General features: G+C 65.3%; 16 protein-coding genes and 1 tRNA gene. 6 read left to right on the plus strand and 11 right to left on the minus strand.

Annotated elements, in window-relative coordinates; translation table 11 throughout:
- Positions 1-62 precede the first annotated feature (62 nt).
- Positions 63-218, minus strand: a complete 156-nt coding sequence (locus V8J55_RS18565; protein WP_156419693.1) for a hypothetical protein — start codon at positions 216-218, stop codon at positions 63-65.
- A gap of 361 nt (positions 219-579) precedes the next feature.
- Between V8J55_RS18565 and katG the strand changes: the two genes are divergently transcribed.
- Positions 580-2781 (plus strand): catalase/peroxidase HPI, encoded by a 2202-nt coding sequence (gene katG, locus V8J55_RS18570; RefSeq protein ID WP_336447086.1) that lies wholly within the window; start codon positions 580-582, stop codon positions 2779-2781.
- 141 nt (positions 2782-2922) lie between these two features.
- On the opposite strand, the gene V8J55_RS18575 is transcribed toward katG, so the two are convergent.
- Both V8J55_RS18575 and V8J55_RS18580 read right to left on the minus strand, forming a co-directional pair.
- Entirely contained in the window at positions 2923-3348 is a 426-nt protein-coding gene (locus V8J55_RS18575; RefSeq protein ID WP_336447087.1) for a hypothetical protein, read from the minus strand.
- A 232-nt stretch (positions 3349-3580) separates the two neighbouring features.
- A complete protein-coding gene (locus V8J55_RS18580) occupies positions 3581-4237 on the minus strand; it encodes a hypothetical protein (protein ID WP_336447088.1) in 657 nt (218 codons plus the stop codon).
- Between the two features lie 208 nt (positions 4238-4445).
- On the opposite strand from V8J55_RS18580, the gene V8J55_RS18585 reads away from it, so the two are divergent.
- The gene (locus V8J55_RS18585) at positions 4446-5030 is read left to right on the plus strand and encodes an inner membrane-spanning protein YciB (RefSeq protein ID WP_336447089.1); all 585 of its coding nucleotides are present in this window, start codon (positions 4446-4448) and stop codon (positions 5028-5030) included.
- Between the two features lies 1 nt (position 5031).
- Here the strand turns inward: V8J55_RS18585 and V8J55_RS18590 are convergent, their stop codons facing one another.
- Positions 5032-6279 carry an aspartate kinase gene (locus V8J55_RS18590; protein ID WP_037518270.1) on the minus strand — a complete coding sequence of 416 codons (1248 nt, stop codon included), beginning with the start codon at positions 6277-6279 and terminating at the stop codon, positions 5032-5034.
- Positions 6280-6439: 160 nt separating this feature from the next.
- Between V8J55_RS18590 and ubiG the strand changes: the two genes are divergently transcribed.
- Both ubiG and V8J55_RS18600 read left to right on the plus strand, forming a co-directional pair.
- The gene (gene ubiG / locus V8J55_RS18595) at positions 6440-7165 is read left to right on the plus strand and encodes a bifunctional 2-polyprenyl-6-hydroxyphenol methylase/3-demethylubiquinol 3-O-methyltransferase UbiG (RefSeq protein ID WP_336447091.1); all 726 of its coding nucleotides are present in this window, start codon (positions 6440-6442) and stop codon (positions 7163-7165) included.
- Positions 7153-7755, plus strand: coding sequence for a YdeI/OmpD-associated family protein (locus V8J55_RS18600; protein ID WP_336447093.1), 603 nt, complete (start codon positions 7153-7155; stop codon positions 7753-7755). Before ubiG ends, V8J55_RS18600 begins: the two co-directional genes overlap by 13 nt.
- A gap of 145 nt (positions 7756-7900) precedes the next feature.
- On the opposite strand, the gene V8J55_RS18605 is transcribed toward V8J55_RS18600, so the two are convergent.
- From V8J55_RS18605 to V8J55_RS18635, 7 genes are all read right to left on the minus strand, one after another.
- The gene (locus V8J55_RS18605; protein WP_137893423.1) at positions 7901-8572 is read right to left on the minus strand and encodes a glutathione S-transferase family protein; all 672 of its coding nucleotides are present in this window, start codon (positions 8570-8572) and stop codon (positions 7901-7903) included.
- 77 nt (positions 8573-8649) lie between these two features.
- Entirely contained in the window at positions 8650-9075 is a 426-nt protein-coding gene (locus V8J55_RS18610) for a hypothetical protein (protein WP_336447094.1), read from the minus strand.
- Positions 9076-9228: 153 nt separating this feature from the next.
- A complete protein-coding gene (gltB, locus tag V8J55_RS18615) occupies positions 9229-13758 on the minus strand; it encodes a glutamate synthase large subunit (protein WP_336447095.1) in 4530 nt (1509 codons plus the stop codon).
- A gap of 19 nt (positions 13759-13777) precedes the next feature.
- Entirely contained in the window at positions 13778-14935 is a 1158-nt protein-coding gene (locus V8J55_RS18620) for a DUF2059 domain-containing protein (protein ID WP_336447096.1), read from the minus strand.
- Positions 14936-14957: 22 nt separating this feature from the next.
- Positions 14958-16400: an NAD(P)-dependent oxidoreductase gene (locus V8J55_RS18625; RefSeq protein ID WP_037518249.1), complete on the minus strand. Its 1443-nt coding sequence runs from the start codon at positions 16398-16400 to the stop codon at positions 14958-14960.
- Between the two features lie 158 nt (positions 16401-16558).
- Entirely contained in the window at positions 16559-17359 is an 801-nt protein-coding gene (locus V8J55_RS18630; protein WP_336447097.1) for an undecaprenyl-diphosphate phosphatase, read from the minus strand.
- Positions 17359-18297, minus strand: coding sequence for a complex I NDUFA9 subunit family protein (locus V8J55_RS18635; protein WP_336447098.1), 939 nt, complete (start codon positions 18295-18297; stop codon positions 17359-17361). Before V8J55_RS18635 ends, V8J55_RS18630 begins: the two co-directional genes overlap by 1 nt.
- Before the next feature lie 200 nt (positions 18298-18497).
- On the opposite strand from V8J55_RS18635, the gene V8J55_RS18640 reads away from it, so the two are divergent.
- Positions 18498-18584, plus strand: a tRNA-Leu gene (locus tag V8J55_RS18640).
- A gap of 86 nt (positions 18585-18670) precedes the next feature.
- Entirely contained in the window at positions 18671-19126 is a 456-nt protein-coding gene (locus tag V8J55_RS18645) for a DUF6538 domain-containing protein (RefSeq protein WP_336447099.1), read from the plus strand.
- The last annotated feature ends 142 nt before the right edge of the window (positions 19127-19268 follow it).

Below are 19268 nucleotides of genomic sequence, written 5' to 3' on the forward strand. Positions count from 1 at the left end.
TTCGCGCACAAAAGAAAAGGGCGGCCCCGCGGGGCCGCCCTTTCTCATGCAGGCTGACGGCGTCAGCGCTGCTGCGGGTTCTGGCGGCCCTGATCGGGACGCTGGTCGCTGCCGGGCTGGCGGTTCTGGCCGCCCTGCTGCTGTTGCTGGCGGCGCTGCTCTTCGTCGCGGTCCGCCTGCGGTTTCTTTTCATTCGGCTGGTTGGGGGTGTTAGCCACTTTCCATCTCCTTTTGCCGCGTAAAACATAATCATGCGGCATTGGGGCAACCCGCCCCGCCAAGCCGATGTTCCACCACTCGTCGCATTTTCGCCGGGGCGTTGCGGTTGTGCGACAAGGTCCGCGAACATCTTCGCGGCTGCGGCGTTGTAATCGGACCACTCAATCACTGAATTCACCTTATTCGTTTAGGTCGATTGGCCAGCGCGGCCTATCCTCCCCTGGTCAGAGCGAAAGGATGGTGTGACCGACTCGGTGCTTGCCTGCGCCGAAACCACCCGGCGACCTCGAAGTCGTCGGCTCGTCATGCGCCGGTCATCCGGCCGCGTCAGCATTCCCAAACCATAAAAGGAGAGACTGCATGAACGACCCCACCCCCATCGATCCCGCGGGCGGCTGCCCGATCCACCAGCCCGGCGGCGCGCGTGCGCTGCTCGGCCGCACCAACAAGGACTGGTGGCCCGAGATGCTGGCGACCGAGATCCTCAACCCCAATGGTTCGTCGAACCCGCTGGGCGACGATTTCGATTATGCCGCGGCGTTCAAGTCGCTCGACTATCAGGCGCTGAAGGATGACCTCACCGCACTGATGACCGACAGCCAGCCCTGGTGGCCGGCGGATTATGGCCATTATGGGCCCTTCTTCATCCGCATGGCGTGGCACGCCGCGGGCACCTATCGCACCGCCGACGGCCGCGGTGGCGCGAACAGCGGGCAGCAGCGCTTCGCGCCGCTCGACAGCTGGCCCGATAACGGCAACCTCGACAAGGCGCGCCGCTTGCTGTGGCCGATCAAGCAGAAATACGGCAACAAGATCAGCTGGGCCGACCTGTTCATCCTCGCCGGCAATGTCGCAATCGAAAGCATGGGCGGCCCGGTATTCGGCTTCGGCGGCGGCCGCGCCGATGTGTTCGAGCCCGAGCGCGACATTTATTGGGGCAGCGAAGACAAATGGGTGAACCAGGGCGTGCAGACGCGCATCGCCCCTGAACATGGCTTCCACGAGATCGAAGGCCCGCTCGCCGCGATCCAGATGGGCCTGATCTACGTCAATCCCGAAGGGCCGCAGGGCAATTCGCACGACAATGAAGGCATGGCGCGCGACATGAAGGAAACCTTCGCGCGGATGGCGATGAACGACGAGGAAACGGTCGCGCTCACCGCGGGTGGCCATACCTTCGGCAAGGCGCACGGCAATGGTGACGCGTCGCTGCTCGGCGCCGCGCCCTCGGGCGGCGACCTCGCCGCGCAGGGCTTCGGCTGGGTCAGCGGGCATGAGAGCGGCGGCATCGGCGAACATACCGTCACCAGCGGCCTCGAAGGGGCGTGGACCAACACGCCCGACAAATGGACCGACAATTTCTTCCGCCTGCTGTTCGACTATGATTACGAGCTGGTGCAGTCGCCCGCGGGCGCCAACCAGTGGCAGCCGATCGACCAGAAGGAAGAGGATATGGCGCCTGCGGCGTGGGATCCGAACCTGAAGGTCCCGACGATGATGACGACCGCCGACATGGCGCTGAAGCGCGATCCGGCGTACCGCAAGATCAGCGAGAAATTCCGCGACGACCATGACGCGTTCCGGGACGCTTTTGCACGCGCGTGGTTCAAGCTGACGCACCGCGACATGGGCCCCAAGATCCGTTACCTCGGGCCCGAAGTCCCCGCCGAAGACCTGATCTGGCAGGATCCGATCCCCGCGGGCAGCAAGCCGTCGGATGCCGATGTCAAGGCGGTGAAGGACAAGATCGCCAATAGCGGGCTGACTGTCAGCCAGTTGATCAAGACCGCCTGGGCGTCGGCGAGCACCTATCGCAAGTCCGACTTCCGCGGCGGCGCCAATGGCGCGCGCGTCCGTCTGGCGCCGCAGAAGGACTGGGAAGTCAACGAGCCCGCCCAGCTCGCCAAGGTGCTCAGCACGCTCGACGGGCTGCGCGGCAATCTGTCGATCGCCGATGCGATCGTGCTCGGCGGCGTGGTCGGTCTGGAAAAGGCGATCAAGGATGCGGGCTTCAATGTCGCGGTGCCCTTCACCGGCGGCCGCGGCGATGCGACCGACGAGCAGACCGACGCCGACAGCTTCGCGGTGATGGAGCCCGAGGCCGACGCCTTCCGCAACTATCTCGGCAAGAAGAAGCTGGCGGTGAAGGTCGAGGAGATGATGCTCGATCGCGCCTCGCTGCTCGGCCTGTCGGTGCCCGAAATGATAGTGCTCATCGGCGGGCTGCGCGTCCTCGGCGCCAATCACGGCGAGCGCGGGCATGGCCATTTCACCAAGCGGTCGGGCAAGCTGACGAACGACTTCTTCGTCAACCTGCTCGACATGACCAATGTGTGGAAGGCCGTCGACGGTTCGGACGATCAGGAATATGTCGCGACCGACCGCAAGGGCGGCGGCGAGACCTGGCGCGCGACGCGCGCCGACCTGATCTTCGGTTCCAACGCCGAACTGCGCGCGGTCGCCGAAGTCTATGCCGAGACGGGGCATGAGGAGAAGTTCGTCAAGGACTTCGTCAAGGCGTGGACCAAGGTGATGAACGCCGACCGTTTCGACCTCGCCTGATCCGGCGCCGCCGGTCCTGCATCATGCCGCGGGACCGGCGGCGGCCAAAGGACGACGGGTCGCGGCCCGCCTCCGGGGACATGGGCCCGGGGGCGGGTCTTCTTTTGGGCTTAAAGCGACAAAAGATACGCATGCGCGCGTTCATTCTGTCTCCTTTGTCGCTTTAGCGAAGCTCTCGTCGCGCAGGATAGCATTCACGATCGCCATGTCGGGGCCGCCGCTGACGTCGATCGCGCCGCCTTTGAATACACGGACCACTGTGACGCCGTTGAGCGCGCGGTCCATCGCGATGCTGAACTGGTGTATGCGGCCTGTCGCGATCGCGCGATCCCATGCGCACGCGAAACTTGCGGCGTCGGGTCGTTCGCGCAGGCGGTAAGCCGAGGCGCGGCCCATGCCGACAGCGCGCGCGGCCTTGCCGACCGAGCCCATCGCTTCGAGCGCGCGGATGAAATTCGCCTGCGTCACGGGCGTCCAGCCGTCGGCGCGGCACCGCTGCTGCGGAACAGGGGTGAAGGCGAGGCAGGTGTCGGCGAGCAGCGGAGGAGGCGGCGTGAGTTGTTCCATCGGCCAGTATGGAGCACGGCCGGATAATGTAGGAAAGAATTATTCGAAGTTGGTGTCGGCTTGGGGGTGGGGGCTGCTCCTTGTGCACCCCGGCGAAAGCCGGGGCCCATTGCGGAAATGCGCAGGTTCGCGTTGGAATTCTGGACCCCGGCATTCGCCGGGGGCACACATCTTATCCGCGGCTCCCGGTCGAAACCGGACCTGCTACCATCATCGTCGCCGCGAAAGCCGCTCAGGCATTCAAACTGCCGACGCGTTCCATTTCCGACTTGAGGCGTTGCACATCGAATGCGTGCTGCTCGAATTGGCCACCGCGTTCGACCCAGAACAGAAAAAGATGCGCGGACCATTGGTTGGGATTGGGCATGGTTCGGCCGTGGCGCAGATCTATTCCGCGATACAGGACGGCGTCACCGGGCTCCATTTCGACCGCGGAAAAGGGTTCGTCGCCGAAATCCTCGGTGCACGGGCCCTCTCCGGTCACGCGTGTCGAGCCGACTTCGAGCGGCCATGGCAAATCGTCGCTATAAGCCAGCGTGAGCGAGACGCTGTGTTCGCATGACGGGCGGTCCGAATGGACGCGGCAGATATCGTCCTTTTGATAGATGCGAAAATAGTCGTAGCTCGGCAGCAAGTCCGCCCCGGTGAGCTCGCACATGATCGGCGTGAGGCCCCACAGGAAGGTTGTCAGCGGCCGGTAGAAATGGCCCGAAATCTCGATGGTCGGCTGCCTTGAGAGGGCGTGCGACTGGGCGAAGGTTTCAAAAGATTTCCCCGCGGCTTGAAGGTCAATCTGGATCTGCCGGAACAGGTTCGAGGCGACCTCGGGAGGGATCAGGCCCCTGATTGTCGCGTAACCGTCGCTGTTATAGTCGCCTTCGATTCGCATGGCGTTGCTTACCTTGCTTTGGCCCATTCCCGAAGCCTGAGTTTTCAGGCACGACTTCGCCGTCCCTGCAGTGGGGTCGCCGCGTGGCTGATCGCTGCGACGCCACGGTCCACCGCTCTCAATGTTAACAACGTAAATTTCTGCTTGACCCCGGTCCGCGTTGCGATCAATGTTTACGTCGATAACATTGAGTCGGAAGGACAGGCGGATGAAAACCTTGCTCTACGCTCTCGGGCCGATGCTGTTCGACTCGCTCGGTGTGCTCGTTTTTGCGGTGCTGCTCGTTGCCGGTGCGGGGATCGTTCCCGCGACGATCGCGGGCACCGTCGTCGCACTTGCGGTCGTCGGCTATGAACTGGTGCGCGGCAAGAAGGTCGCGGCGCTGCAATGGATCAGCCTGGCGTCGGTGCTTTTTACCGCCGCGGCGACGCTCTTTACCGGCGACCCGCGGTTCGTGATGGCGAAGCCGACGATCGTCTATCTGATCGTCGGGTCGGTGATGCTCCGCCGCGGCTGGCTCAATCGCTATATATTGCCCGAACAGCTCGCGATCGTCGGCGACGTGATGGACCGCTTTGGGATGATCTGGGCGGCGTTGATGTTCACGAGCGCGGGATTGAACCTCGTCATCGCGCTCTTCTTCACCGCATGGTGGCCGCTGTTCATCGGGATTTTCCCGCTGGCGTCGAAATTCGGGCTGTTCGCGATCCACATCGCGGTGGTGCATGTCATCACGCAGGCGCGGCTACGCCGCCGCGCGGGCGGCGGGCTGCAACCGCTGGTGGCCGAATAGCTTACTCGGCATCGAGCCCGTAAGCGGTGTGCAGCACGCGCACCGCAAGTTCGGTCTCGTCCTCGTCGATCAGCACGCTGACCTTGATCTCGCTGGTCGAGATCGCCTGGATGTTGATGCCGCGATCGGCGAGCGCGCGGAACATCGTGCTCGCGACCCCGGCGTGGCTCTTCATGCCGACGCCGACGACACTGATCTTCGCGACCTTGTCGTCGCTGATGATGCGGTTGAAGCCGATCTTGTCCTTCGCGCTCTCGAGCAGGTCGATCGAGCGGAGAAGGTCGATGGCGGGAACGGTGAAGGTCACGTCGGTCTCGCCCTTTTCGCGGCCGACATTCTGGATGATCATGTCGACGTTGATCCCGGCCGCGGCGAGCGGGCCGAAGATGTTCGCGACCGCGCCGGGCTTGTCGGGCACGCGCGTGACGATGATCTTCGCTTCATTCTTGTCGTGGGCGATGCCGGTGATCAGCTGCCGTTCCATCTGATGTTCCTCTATTTCCTCGTCGCTGACGATCATCGTGCCTTTTTTGGGAGCCTCGTCGCCCTCGACGAAGCTCGAGAGCACCTGCACGCGCACGCCCTCTTTCATCGCGAGCCCGACCGAGCGCGTCTGGAGCACCTTGGCGCCGACGCTCGCGAGTTCGAGCATTTCCTCATAGGTCACATAGTCGAGCTTGCGCGCGCGCGCGACGATGCGCGGGTCGGTCGTGTAGACGCCGTCGACGTCGGTGTAGATGTCGCAGCGATCGGCCTTGAGCGCTGCGGCAACCGCGACCGCGCTGGTGTCCGAACCGCCGCGGCCGAGCGTCGAAACGCGGCCGTCGTCCATCAGGCCCTGAAAGCCGGGGATCACCGCGACCTCGCCCTTTGCCATCGCGGCGCCGAGCGCGCCGGTGTCGATGTCGGTGATGCGCGCACGGGCGTGCGCTTCTTCGGTGCGGATCGGGAGCTGCCAGCCGAGCCAGCTGCGCGCGGGGGTGCCCATCGCCTGCAAGGTGAGCGCGAGCAGCCCCGAGGTGATCTGTTCGCCCGCGGCGACGACGACGTCATATTCGGCGGGGTCGTAGCGCGGGTTTGCCTCGCGGCAGAAATTGACGAGCCGGTCGGTTTCGCCCGCCATCGCCGAGACGACGACCGCGACTTCGTTGCCATTGGCGACTTCGCGCGCGACGAGTTTCGCCACGGTGCGAATCCGCTCGGTGCCCGCCATCGACGTGCCCCCGAATTTCATCACGATCCGCGCCATGTCGCCCCGCTTTCCTGAATAAGTTTCTGCCGCAACTTTTCCGAGCATTTCTGCGGCGCTCGCGTCGTTAGGCAAGGGGGAGGGCGATGGCAAGCGCGCGAACGTATGCGCGCGATAGAATTTCTTGCATGGCGCGAGGCACGGTGCCACATCGCAGGGCATGAGTGCCGCCACGATCAATCCGCACGAAGCCGCCCATTTCGGGGCGCTCGCCGCCGACTGGTGGGATCCGCATGGGTCGTCGGCGATGCTGCACAAGCTCAATCCGGTACGCCTCGCCTATATCCGCGACCAGATCGACGCGCACTGGCATGTCGATGCGCGCGAGCGTTATGCGCTGGCCGGACGGAGCGCGATCGATGTCGGTTGCGGCGCCGGCCTGCTCGCCGAGCCGCTCGCGCGGATGGGCGCCACGGTGACGGGTGTCGATGCGGCGCCCGAGAATATTGCCGCCGCCCGCGATCATGCCGCCGGGCAGGGGCTGGCGATCGGCTATTTCGCCGGCGAACTCGCCGCCCTGCCGCGCGCGACCTTCGACCTCGTCACCTCGATGGAGGTCGTCGAGCATGTCGCCGATCCCGCGGCGTTCATCGGCGAACTCGCGGCGCGGCTTGCGCCCGGCGGGCTGATGATATTGTCGACCCCCAATCGCACGATGCTGTCGAAACTGCTGCTCGTCGAGGCCGCCGAGCGGATTGGCGCGGTACCGCTTGGGACGCACGACTGGGACCAGTTTCTGAAGCCCGAAGAGCTGACCAGGCTGCTCGAAGGCGCGGGGCTGGAGGTCGTCGACCGCACCGGCCTGTCGCCGTCAGCGGCGAAGGGCTTCAAGCTCGGCGGCAGCGAGGCGCTCAACTATCTGGTCGCGGCGCGGTGGCCGGGCTGACCCGCGACCCGCGCGTCGACGCCTATATCGCGAAGGCGCAGCCCTTTGCGCAACCGATCCTCAATCACCTTCGCGAACTGGTCCACAAATACGCCCCGGGCGCGGAAGAGACGCTGAAATGGGGCGTGCCGGCCTTCGTGCTGAAGGGGCAAAATCTGGCGGGCATGGCGGCGTTCAAGGGCCATGCGACCTTTGGCTTCTGGCGCGACGAGGAGGTCACCGGATCGCCGCGCGATACCGGCGCGATGGGCAGCATGGGACGGCTGGCATCGCTCGCCGATCTGCCCTCCGACACCGAGATGGCGGCGTTCATAGTCAAGGCGGCGGCGCTCTGCTCCGAGGCCAAGCCCAAACGCCCGGCGCCGAAACCCAAGGCGGCGCTGGACCTGCCAGCCGATCTCGGCGCGGCGCTGAAGGCCAATGCCGCGGCCCAAGGCCATTGGGAAGCCTTCTCGCCCGGCAAGCGCCGCGATTATATCGAATGGGTGCTCGAAGCGAAGCGCGAGGAAACGCGCGTCAAGCGCATCGAAACGATCGTCGCGCAGGTCGCCGAGGGCAAGGACCGGAACTGGAAATACAAAGGGTGCTGACTAGCGCGTCGCTCCCGCGAAGGAGTGAAGGGTCGGGTTGTCCCCCGGACAACCCTTGGACATGCGGGGCATGTCCAACCCTTAACTGGCCGCTATCGGTGCGGCGCAAGGCTGCAAGCGGCCCCTGCCTTCGCAGGGGCGACGGTCAAAAGTCGACGTCTTCGTAGTATTTCGGCGGGCTGACGATTTCCATCCGCTCCGCCAGCAATGGCCGAAAACTCGGCCGCGATTTCAGCCCCGAATACCAGCCCTTGGTTTGTTCGTGCCCCGTCCAGTCGATCCCGCCGAGATAGTCGGCGACCGAGATATGCGCGGCGGCGGTCAGGTCGGCGAGGCTCATCGTCGCGCCGGCGAGCCAGGTGCGGTGGTCGATGAGGTAATCGACATAATCGAGATGGTTGTTCGCGGCCTTCATCGCCTCGCGCAGCGCGCCGCCGTCGGGCGGCTGGCGGTGGACGATGCGTTTTTGCATGCGTTCGAACAGCAAGGGGCCGGTGACTTCATAATAGAAATCATGGTCGAACCATGACGTCAGGCGGCGGATCTCGGCGCGGTTCGCAGCGGTGCCGTTGATCATCGCCTTGCCTTCGACGGTTTCCTCGAAATATTCGGCGATCGCCATGCTGTCCATCAGCAGCTGGCCGCGCGCCTGATCGACCATCACGGGGGTTCGCCCCGCCGGGTTCAGATCGATGAACTCGTCGCGGCGCTCCCACGGCGATTCGCGCACCAACTCATAACCGACGCCCTTTTCGCCCAGCAAAAGGCGGACCTTGCGCGAGAAAGGACAGAGCGGGAATTGATAGAGTTGCCACATGCCCCCGGCATAGCGGCAGCGGGGCGCCGCGCGCAACGGCTATGGCGCGCCGAGGCCCGGCGATTGTGGATTAAGCGTCAGCGGCGCGACGCTTCGCGCTCGCGTTCCCATTGCGCCGCAAAGTCACGCGCCATGTCCTTGAGCACGGGCGCATATGCCGCGAGAGCCGAGGCGGCGTGCCCCGCCATTCGCGTGCTCGCACGGACGTCGGCGCCCATGCGCTCGGCATATTCGGGGTCGCGGCCGGTCACTTCGCCGAGCGTGGCATCGGGCGGGATATAGGCGGCGTCGGATTCGGGATCGATCTGCGCCACGGCTTTCGCGAGCGGCCCGATCTGCATTTGCATCAGCGCGCCGACCATCGCGGTGATGGTGTCGGCCATCCGATCCTGCGCCACGGGGTCGTTGAGCGTCGCGACGGCGCCTTGCATTTCATTCGCGGCGGCCGGAAGCGGCGCGGCGAGCGCGAGCAGGGGGAGGGCGATCAGGGCAAAACGGGTCATGGCTCCATCCTTTCGAAGGACGTCAGGTTCAGCAAAGCGGCGTTTATAGGGAAGCGACGCTTTCACTGGGCTGAACGGGTGCCGCGATGCGATAAGGCGCCTCGGGAACGCGGCAAAATACCGTTGCCCCTGCCGTCGCAGGGGCAACGTGCATTACTCCGCCGCAACGACCTCGGCTTCGGCATCGCTCAGCGGATGCGCCAGCCTCGTCAGCATTTCCTTCGGGCAGACCTGCCAGAACTGGTCCCGCCAGCGGTCCCAGTCGGCGAGGACTTCGCTCGACCATTTGCTGCCGGTGGCCTTGGCGTGGTCTTCGACGAGTTCCTTCAGCACGCCTTCCCAATGCGCGCTGTCGAGCCGCTGCCACACGATCGATTCGGCGTTGGCGCGCCGTTCGAACTGGCCGTCGGTGTCGAGGATGAAGGCCATGCCGCCGGTCATGCCCGCGCCGAAGTTCGAGCCGACGGGGCCGAGGATCACCGCGGTGCCGCCGGTCATATATTCGCAGCCGTTCGCGCCGCAGCCTTCGACGACGACCTTGGCGCCCGAATTGCGGACCGCGAAGCGTTCGCCCGCCTGACCCGCCGCGAGCAGCGTGCCCGCGGTCGCGCCGTAAAGGACGGTGTTGCCGATGATGCTGTTATGCTGGCTGACGAGCGGGCTCGACACGGTGGGGCGCACGACGATGCGGCCGCCCGAGAGACCCTTGCCGACATAGTCGTTGGCGTCGCCGAATACCTCGAGCGTGATGCCCTGGCACAGGAAGGCGCCCAAGGACTGGCCCGCGGTGCCGCGCAGGCGCACCTGCACATGATTGTCGGCGAGTCCCTTCATGCCGAAGCGTGCGGTGACCTCGGCCGACAGGCGGGTGCCGACGGCGCGGTGGGTGTTGCGGACGTTGTACGTCAGCTGCATGCGCTCGCCGCGCTCGAACAAGGGCTTGGCGTCGTTGAGGATCTGCGCGTCTAGGCTGTCGGGAACCGGGTTGCGGAAGCTCGGCCCCTGCGAACGGCGTTGATCGTCGGGTGCGTCGACCTTGGCGAGGATCGGGTTGAGATCGAGGTCGTCGAGATGCTCGGCGCCGCGGCTGACCTGACGCAGCAATTCGGTGCGGCCGATGACCTCGTCGAGGCTGCGGCAACCGAGCTTGGCGAGGATTTCGCGCACCTCCTCGGCGATGAAGGTCATCAGGTTGATGACCTTCTCCGGCGAGCCGGTGAACTTCTGGCGCAACTTCTCGTCCTGCGTGCAGACGCCGACGGGGCAGGTGTTCGAGTGGCACTGGCGCACCATGATGCAGCCCATCGCGACGAGGCTCAAAGTCCCGATGCCATATTCTTCGGCGCCGAGGATCGCGGCGATCACGATGTCGCGCCCGGTCTTCAGCCCGCCGTCGGTGCGGAGGCGAATGCGGTGGCGAAGCCCGTTGAGTGTCAGCACCTGATTGACTTCGCTGAGGCCCATTTCCCACGGCGTACCGGCGTATTTGACGCTGGTTTGCGGGCTGGCACCTGTGCCGCCGGTGTTGCCTGCGACGAGGATGACGTCGGCGTGCGCCTTCGCGACGCCCGCCGCGACGGTGCCGATGCCCGCCGAGCTCACGAGCTTGACGCAGACGCGCGCCTTCGGGTTGATCTGCTTCAGGTCGTAGATGAGCTGCGCGAGATCCTCGATCGAATAGATATCGTGGTGCGGCGGCGGCGAGATCAAAGTCACGCCCGGGGTCGCGTGACGCAGGCGGGCGATGAACTCGGTGACCTTGAAGCCCGGAAGCTGGCCGCCTTCGCCGGGCTTGGCGCCCTGTGCGACCTTGATCTCGATCTCGTCGCACGCGCCGAGATATTCGGCGGTGACGCCGAAACGGCCGCTCGCGATCTGCTTGATGTTGCTGTTGGCGTTGTCGCCGTTGGCATAGGGGCGATAGCGCTCACTCGCTTCGCCGCCTTCGCCCGACACCGCCTTGGCGCCGATGCGATTCATTGCGATTGCCAGCGTCTCATGCGCTTCCGGGGAAAGCGCGCCCAATGACATGCCGGGGGTGACGAAGCGCTTGCGGATCTCAGTGATCGCCTCGACGCTGTCGAGCGCGACGCCTTGCGCCGGATAGTTGAACTCCATCAGATCGCGCAGATAGACGGGGGGCAGGTCGGCGACCCCGCGCGCGAATTGCAGATAGGTCGAATAGCTGTCGGTCGCGACCGCGGTTTGCAGCAAATGCATCAGCTGCGCCGAATAGGCGTGCGTCTCGCCGCCCGCGCGCTGGCGATAGAAGCCCCCGATCGGCAGCGTGGTGACGCGGCTGTCGAACGCCGCGCTATGCTTGTCGGTCGCGTTGATGAAGAGCGACTGATAGCCTTCGCCCGAGATCTTCGCCGGCATGCCGGGGAAGAGGTCGTTGACGAGCGCGCGCGACAGGCCAACAGCTTCAAAGTTATAACCGCCGCGATAGGAGGAGATCACCGCGATCCCCATCTTGGCGAGGATCTTCAGCAGCCCGTCGTCGATCGCCTTGCGGAAACGCAGGCGGCAGTCGTCGAGCGAGAGCTCACCGAACAGCCCGCGCGCCTGACGGTCGGCGATCGCCGCTTCGGTCAGATAGGCGTGGACGGTCGTCGCGCCGACGCCGACGAGCACGGCGAAGGCGTGGGTGTCCAGAACCTCGGCCGAACGGACGTTGATCGAGGCGTAGCTGCGCAGTCCCTTGCGGACGAGATGCGTGTGGACGGCGGCGGCGGCGAGCACCATCGCCATGCCGACGCGGCCTTCGCCGATCGACTGGTCGCTGAGGAACAGTTCCGAGCGGCCCGCGCGCACGGCGTCTTCGGCCTCGCGGCGAACGCGTGCGATCGCTTCGCGCAGCGTCGACGCATCGCCGCCCGCGGCAAAGGTGCAGTCGATGTCGGCGACCGCATCGCCGAAATAGGCGCGGAGGCGATCCCAGTCGTCGCCGACGAGCACGGGGCTGTCGATCACGAGGACGTGGTCGCTCTGCCCCTTTTCATCGAGGATATTCGCAAGGTTCGCGAAGCGCGTCTTCAGGCTCATCACATGCCGTTCGCGCAAGCTGTCGATCGGCGGGTTGGTGACCTGGCTGAAATTCTGGCGGAAGAATTGCGCGACGTGGCGCGGCTTGTCGGAGATGACCGCGAGCGGCGTGTCGTCGCCCATCGAGCCGATCGCTTCCTTCGCATCCTCGACCATTGGCGACAGGATCAGCTCCATATCCTCCATGGTCAGCCCCGCGGCGACCTGACGGCGCAGCAGTTCGCTCCGGTCCCATTGCGGCAGCGACGCCTTACCGCCCTTGGGCAGGTCGGCCATCGTGCGGAAGCCCTTGACGCGCGAGCGATAATCCTGCGCGTCGGCGATCTTGTCCTTGATCGCGAGGTCTTCGTAGAGCGTGCCGTCGTCGAGATCGACCGCGATCATCTGGCCGGGGCCAAGGCGGCCCTTCTTGCGGATGCTCGCCTCGGGCAGCAGCACCATCCCGCTCTCGGAGCCGACGACGAGCAGATTGTCGGCGGTGAGCGTGTAGCGCAGCGGGCGGAGCGCGTTGCGGTCCATGCCCGCGACCGCCCAGCGGCCGTCGGTCATCGCGAGCGCGGCGGGGCCGTCCCACGGCTCCATCACACTGGCGAGGTACGAATACATCGCGCGGTGGTTGTCGGGGACGTCGCATTCGGTCGTCCACGCCTCGGGGACGAGGATCAGCTTCGCCGTCGGCGCGTCGCGGCCGGCGCGGCACAGCGCCTCGAACACCGCGTCGAGCGCGGCGGTGTCCGATGCGCCCGCCGGGATCACGGGCTTGATGTCTTCGCTATGCTCGCCGAACGCGAGGCTCGCCATCTTGATCTCGTGGCTCTTCATCCAGTTCTTGTTGCCACGGATCGTGTTGATCTCGCCGTTATGCGCGAGGCAGCGGAACGGCTGCGCGAGCCACCATTGCGGGAAGGTGTTCGTCGAATAGCGCTGATGGAAGATCGCGACGCGGCTCTCGAACAGCTTGTTCGTGAGGTCGGGGAAAAAGTCCGCAAGGCTCTCGGCGAGGAAAAGCCCTTTGTAGATGATCGAGCGCGCCGACAGGCTGCAGATATAGAAGTCGGCGATCTGCGCCGCGATCACCTTTTTCTCGATCCGGCGGCGGACGAGATAGAGCTGCTTTTCGAACTCGGCGATCGACTGTTCGTCGGGCAGAGGGCCCGCGATCATGATCTGCTCGATCTCGGGGCGCGTGCGCTGCGCCTTGTCGCCGATCACCGACACGTCGACCGGAACCTGGCGCCAGCCATAGATGGTGAAGCCCGCGTCGATGATCTCGGCCTCGACGATCGTGCGGCATTCCTCCTGCGCGCCCAGATCGGTGCGCGGCAGGAAGACCATGCCGACGGCGAGGCGGTTCGGGCGCACCTTGTGCCCCGACGCCGCGATCGCATCGTCGAAGAAACGGACGGGCAGGTCGACATGGATGCCCGCCCCATCCCCGGTCTTGCCGTCGGCATCGACCGCGCCGCGGTGCCAGACGGCACGCAGCGCTTCGATCGCCGCCTCGACGACGCGGCGCGACGGCTTGCCGTCGGTCGCCGCGACCATGCCGACGCCGCAGGCATCGGATTCCATGTCGGGGCGATACATGCCTTCGGCTTCGAGCCGTGCGTGATCGGGGGTGGGGTAGTGGGTCATCATCTTCGTCCTGACGGAGTGTTTAGTCGGGTAGCTTCTTGCGCGCGTTTTCGGCCGCTTCTTCGGCGGCCTGCTGCGCGGCGAGCGAGGCGTTTTCGTAAGCGAGCTCGAGGTCTTCGACGCGCTTGAGGTCGGCGGCCGACCAGTTGCTGCGGTCATAGGCGGGGTCGGCGACCGCGGCATCGGCCGCGTCCGCCGCCGCGGTCGCAGCATCGGCAGCCGCGTCGACCGCATAATCGTCGGCCGCCTCGACCGCGACCGCCTCGGTCGCTTCGGCGCTGTCGGTCTTCCACATGTCGCGCTGTTCTTTCAGCACTTTCACATCGACCTTCATCAGCTTGGCGAGCTTGCCGAGTTCTTTGTCGTCGAAGTCGGAGAGCTGCTTTTCCTTCGGCAGATCCTTGAAATCCTTCTCGAGCTCGGGCGCGCGGTCGATGAATTTGGTGATCAGCGGCGGCACCGCCTTGATCACCGCCAGCATCACTTCGGGGTCGGCCTGCAACGCCATCCATTCGCTCGCATAGATATTGCCGGTCGGCGTCGCGAGGAAGGTGTTGAGGTCGGTAAGCTGCGCGCCGGTGAATTTGCGCGCATAGGCCTTGGCGAGCCCGCTCCGCATCGGCGGTTCCATGTCGGCGAGCGCTTCGCTGATCAGCGGCTTGATCACCTTGGTGATCTGGTCCTCGCGCTCCTTGCGGTGCGGGTCGAACATGTCGGCGACCTTGCCCTTGGTCGCCTCGTCGAGCTTGGCGATCTGTTCGCTTTCGACGCCGGTCTGGATCGAGAGCATCAGGTCCGACTGGCCGCCCAGCTCGCCCATGATCGTCTTGAACATCTTGCCGTAGAGATTGTCGACCATCTTCTCGACGCTGCCGTTCGGGATCAGCGCGGCGGTGGTCTGCTGCGCGAGCGTCAGGCGTGCGGGATCGATCGGCGGCAGGCTGCTCGTGTCGAACATTTTTTCGACGAGCGCGATCGCTTCGTCCATTTCTTTCTGCATCTTGGCCTTTGCCGCTTCGGCAGAGGCTTCGCTGTCGAAAGGAGCGGCGGCTTCGTCTTCGGTTGCGGGCGCCGCCACGGTTTCGGCGACCGGCGCTTCCTTCTGCGCGGCATGGGCGGGCGCGCCGAGCGGCAGCATCGCGGCGGCACCGGCAAGCAGGATCGATTGGAACGACGGCATCATATATTTCCTTCCCTGTTGGTCATGCCGCCTTCTTTTCGCTTTTTGCCTTCACCTTCAACCACTTTGCCATCTGCTCGCTAACATCGCGGCCGTCGCGGATGCCCCAGACGACCAGGCTGGCACCGCGCACGATGTCGCCTGCGGCGAAAACGCCGGGCAGGCTGGTCATCATCGTCTGGTGATCGACGCGCAAAGTGCCCCAGCGCGTGACCGACAGGTCGGGCGAACCGAACAGATGCGGCAGTTCCTCGGGGTCGAAGCCCAGCGCCTTGATCACCATGTCGGCGGGCACGTCGAACTTGCGGCCGGGGTCGGCTTCGGGGCTGCGGCGCCCGCTCGCGTCGGGGGCGCCGAGGCGCATGCCCGCAACCGCGACCTCTTTCACATGCTTGTCGGCGGTGAAGCTTTCGGGTGCCGAGAGCCAGACGAACTCGACGCCTTCTTCTTCGGCGTTCGCGACCTCGCGCTGCGACCCCGGCATATTCTCGCGGTCGCGGCGATAGAGGCACTTCACCGACTTCGCGCCCTGGCGCACCGCGGTGCGGACGCAGTCCATCGCGGTGTCGCCGCCGCCGATGACAACGACATGCTTGTCCTTGGCATCGAGGCGGCCGTCGTCGAACGCCGGAACCGCGTCGCCAAAGCTCTTGCGGTTCGACGCGATCAGATAGTCGAGCGCCGCGATCACGCCATCGGCGCTGTTGCCGGGAACGTTGATCTCGCGCGCCTTGTAGACGCCGGTCGCGATCAGGATCGCGTCATGCTTCTGGCGCAGCGCGTCGAGCGTCGCATCCTCGCCGACCGCGAAGCCGAGGTGGAAGTGGATGCCGCCCTCGACCAGCCGGTCGATACGGCGCATCACGACATCCTTTTCCAGCTTGAAGCCGGGGATGCCATAGGTGAGGAGGCCGCCGGCGCGATCGTGGCGGTCATAGACATGCACCTCATGCCCCGCGGCGCGCAGATATTCGGCCGCGGTCAGGCCCGCCGGACCCGCGCCGATCACGCCGACCGACTGGCCGGTCGCGGCGCCGACATGCAGCGGCTCGACCCAGCCCTCGGCCCAGGCGGTGTCGGTGATATATTTCTCGACGCTGCCGATCGTCACCGCGCCGTGACCCGAAAATTCGATGACGCAATTACCTTCGCACAGGCGATCCTGCGGGCAGATGCGGCCGCAGATCTCGGGCATCGTCGAGGTCGCGTTGCTGAGCTCATAGGCTTCGCGCAGCCGGCCTTCCGCCGTCAGCCGCAGCCAGTCGGGAATATGATTGTGGAGCGGGCAATGCACCGAGCAATAGGGCACGCCGCATTGCGAGCAGCGTGCGGCCTGCGCGTCGGCATCGGGCGCGGCGTAGCGCTCGGCGATCTCGCGAAAGTCGCGCGCGCGTTCTTCGGCGGAGCGCTTGTCCGGATAGGATTGTTCACGCTCCACAAACTGGAGCATGCGATCGGAAGCCATGCAGTATCCCCTTCTGGAGCGGGGAATTGCATCGGCGAAATCGGCCTGTCACGGCCAAATTGCAAGTTAGGACAGCATTACTAATCTAAAATGGAGGGTGAATTTGCCTCAAAACAGGTCCGCGCAATTATCTTTCGTCAATTAATACCGTGCCGGCCCTATCTCATGCCGAGCCAGATCAGTGCAGCGACGCCCGCGATGATTCGATACCAGGCGAAGGGGGCAAAGCCGTAACGCGTGACGACGGCAAGGAAGGCCTTGATCACCGCCCAGGCAACGACGAACGAGACGAGCGAGCCCACCGCAATCAGGCCGAGGTCGTTCGTGGTGATCGCATCGCGATGCTTGAACAGCTGGAGCACGGTCGCGCCGGTCAGCGTCGGGAGCGCGAGGAAGAAGCTGAACTCGGCGGCGGTCTTGCGGTCGACTCCGAACGACATCGCGCCGAGGATCGTCGCGCCCGAGCGGCTGACACCCGGGATCATCGCGATGCACTGGACCAGCCCGACGAGCATCGATTGCCGCGCCGACACATTCGCGACCCCGCCGACGTCCGTCGTCTTGGCGAAACGCTCGACGAGCAGGATGGCAAAGCCGCCGATGATCAGCGCCCAGGCGACGACGACGGCATTTTCGAGCAACAGCTCGATATAATCGCCGAAGGCGAGGCCGAGGATGACCGCGGGGAAAAAGGCGAGCAGCAGATTGCGCACAAAGGCGATCGCCACCGGATCGCGGCGGAAAAAGCCGGTGAACATCTCCCAGAATAATTTCCGGTACAGGACGACGATCGCGAGGATCGCCCCCGGCTGGATCGCGATATTGAAAACCGCCCAGCGCGCGGCGTCATAGCCGAGCAGCTCGGTCGCGAGGATGAGGTGCCCCGTCGAGGAGACGGGCAAAAACTCGGTCAAACCCTCGACGATGCCGAGGATGATTGCGGTCAGCCAGATACCCATTATCGCGAAGCGAGCTCGGCGAAACGACCATGGCGGCGATATTGGACGAGCCAGCCGTCGGCGACCGAGGCGAGCGAGGTCGGCGTGACGCCGAGTTCGGCCAGCCCCGCGGCGCCCTCGGCGACGACATTGTCATGCTGGAGCATCAGCCACTGATCCTTGGTGATCGGCGCGCCGGGCGCCCAGCCAAAACCGCTCGCGAGCGCCGAGGCGACGAAATCGGGAACGTCGACGAACAGCGGGCTGCGGCCGGTCGCATCGGCGACCCAGCGGAGCAGTTCGGCCATCGTCAGCACCTGCGGCCCGCCAAGCTCGAAAGTCTTGCCTGCGGCGTAGCTACCGAGCGCCGCGACGACCGCATCGGCGACGTCGCCGACATAGACGGGCTGGAACTTCGCATTCGGCGCGATCACCGGAACGACCGGGGCCATGCGCATCATCCCCGCGAAGCGGTTGATGAAATGGTCCTCGCGGCCGAACAGGATCGACGGGCGCAGGATCGCGGCGTCGGCAAAGGTCGCGCGAACCGCCGCTTCGCCGTCGCCCTTGCTGCGGCCGTACGCCGAGGCGCTCGCGGAATCGGCGCCGATCGCCGAGACATGGACGAGCGCGCCGGCGCCCGCCGCCTTCGCCGCGGCGGCAACATGGCCCGCGCCGTCGGCCTGCACCGCCTGCATGTCGCCGAACGCGCCGACGAGGTTGATCACCGCATCGCTGCCCTGCACCGCGCGGAGGGCGCTGGCGGGATCGCGGACATCGCATGCCACGAACTGTGTCTGGCCGAGCCCGCCGAGCGGCTTCAGGAAGGTCGCCGCGCGCGGTTCGCGCTGCGCGATGCGGACGCGGGCGCCGCGCGCGAGCAGACGCTGCACGACATAGCGGCCGAGGAAGCCGCCGCCCCCCAATACCGTGATCAATTGCCCGTCGAGTTTCTGCATGTCGTCCGCCTGTGATCGATTCTCTGGATGGCGCGGGGCGCGCCGACGGCCTTCCCATGCCGCGAAGCGGGGAGGGGAGCAAGGGGCGAGCAGGGCATTATGACGCGAAACCGACGGCTTTGCGATAAAATGCACTCTGGCTCGTCCGATGCGGTTGACAAGCCGACACACGCGCCGCTAAGCGCCCGCTCCTACCCCGTGCCCAGATGGCGGAATTGGTAGACGCACCAGCTTCAGGTGCTGGCGATCGCAAGGTCGTGGAGGTTCGAGTCCTCTTCTGGGCACCATTCCTTCCTAAGTGGTTGGAAATGCTTTGAAACAGCGGAAAACTGCGGGTTTAATCCAGTCAGCTACTCCAATTGGAGTACTGCCGATGACCCGTATTCAATATCTTGATCGCGTAGATTCAACCTACTGGTTTCGCCGTGCAGTGCCGCCCGATGTGCGCGGCATGATCGTCGGCGCGAAGGGGAAGCCCATCACCGAATGGCGGTATTCGCTGGGGGTGAAGTCGCAGGAACGGGCGAAGCGGTTGTTACCGGCGCATGTCGCGCGGTCGAATGACGAGATTGACAAAGCGCGGTCGATCCGAGGGCGCGGCGTGGCGCCAAGGGCTGATCGGGCCGTCAATGCTAGCCCTGAGGCCGTGCGGCGTTCGCAAGCCATTGCGGACGATATAGAGCGCGCCTCAATGGAGGCTGCGGAATTGGACGAGGCCGACTGGGAAGCGACCGAGGCGAGGGCCGAAGCGGACCCGGCCTTTGCTGCCCAGCTCGCGCTAAAGGCGGCTGCGGCTCGCCTTGACCGGGAACGGGGGCACTTGCCCTAGGCCGGGAGTTGCGCGCCGAGGAGGCCCGCAAACCCGGTATCGGGATTATGGAGCTATTCGACCGTTATGCCGCCCAGCCGGGCCGCAGCGCGCGCACGGTAGCACAATGGCGAAGCTACTTAGAAAAGCTCGTGGAGTTCTC

This window comes from Sphingopyxis sp. CCNWLW2, from assembly GCF_037095755.1.
GTDB lineage: Bacteria > Pseudomonadota > Alphaproteobacteria > Sphingomonadales > Sphingomonadaceae > Sphingopyxis.

Bases quoted from the DNA above. Each gene is read 5' to 3' on its own strand.
- katG (WP_336447086.1), top strand. From the start codon at position 580: ATGAACGACCCCACCCCCATCGATCCCGCGGGCGGCTGCCCGATCCAC.
- V8J55_RS18575 (WP_336447087.1), bottom strand. From the start codon at position 3,348: ATGGAACAACTCACGCCGCCTCCTCCGCTGCTCGCCGACACCTGCCTC.
- V8J55_RS18580 (WP_336447088.1), bottom strand. From the start codon at position 4,237: ATGCGAATCGAAGGCGACTATAACAGCGACGGTTACGCGACAATCAGG.
- V8J55_RS18585 (WP_336447089.1), top strand. From the start codon at position 4,446: ATGAAAACCTTGCTCTACGCTCTCGGGCCGATGCTGTTCGACTCGCTC.
- V8J55_RS18590 (WP_037518270.1), bottom strand. From the start codon at position 6,279: ATGGCGCGGATCGTGATGAAATTCGGGGGCACGTCGATGGCGGGCACC.
- ubiG (WP_336447091.1), top strand. From the start codon at position 6,440: ATGAGTGCCGCCACGATCAATCCGCACGAAGCCGCCCATTTCGGGGCG.
- V8J55_RS18605 (WP_137893423.1), bottom strand. From the start codon at position 8,572: ATGTGGCAACTCTATCAATTCCCGCTCTGTCCTTTCTCGCGCAAGGTC.
- V8J55_RS18610 (WP_336447094.1), bottom strand. From the start codon at position 9,075: ATGACCCGTTTTGCCCTGATCGCCCTCCCCCTGCTCGCGCTCGCCGCG.
- gltB (WP_336447095.1), bottom strand. From the start codon at position 13,758: ATGATGACCCACTACCCCACCCCCGATCACGCACGGCTCGAAGCCGAA.
- V8J55_RS18620 (WP_336447096.1), bottom strand. From the start codon at position 14,935: ATGCCGTCGTTCCAATCGATCCTGCTTGCCGGTGCCGCCGCGATGCTG.
- V8J55_RS18625 (WP_037518249.1), bottom strand. From the start codon at position 16,400: ATGGCTTCCGATCGCATGCTCCAGTTTGTGGAGCGTGAACAATCCTAT.
- V8J55_RS18630 (WP_336447097.1), bottom strand. From the start codon at position 17,359: ATGGGTATCTGGCTGACCGCAATCATCCTCGGCATCGTCGAGGGTTTG.
- V8J55_RS18635 (WP_336447098.1), bottom strand. From the start codon at position 18,297: ATGCAGAAACTCGACGGGCAATTGATCACGGTATTGGGGGGCGGCGGC.
- V8J55_RS18645 (WP_336447099.1), top strand. From the start codon at position 18,671: ATGACCCGTATTCAATATCTTGATCGCGTAGATTCAACCTACTGGTTT.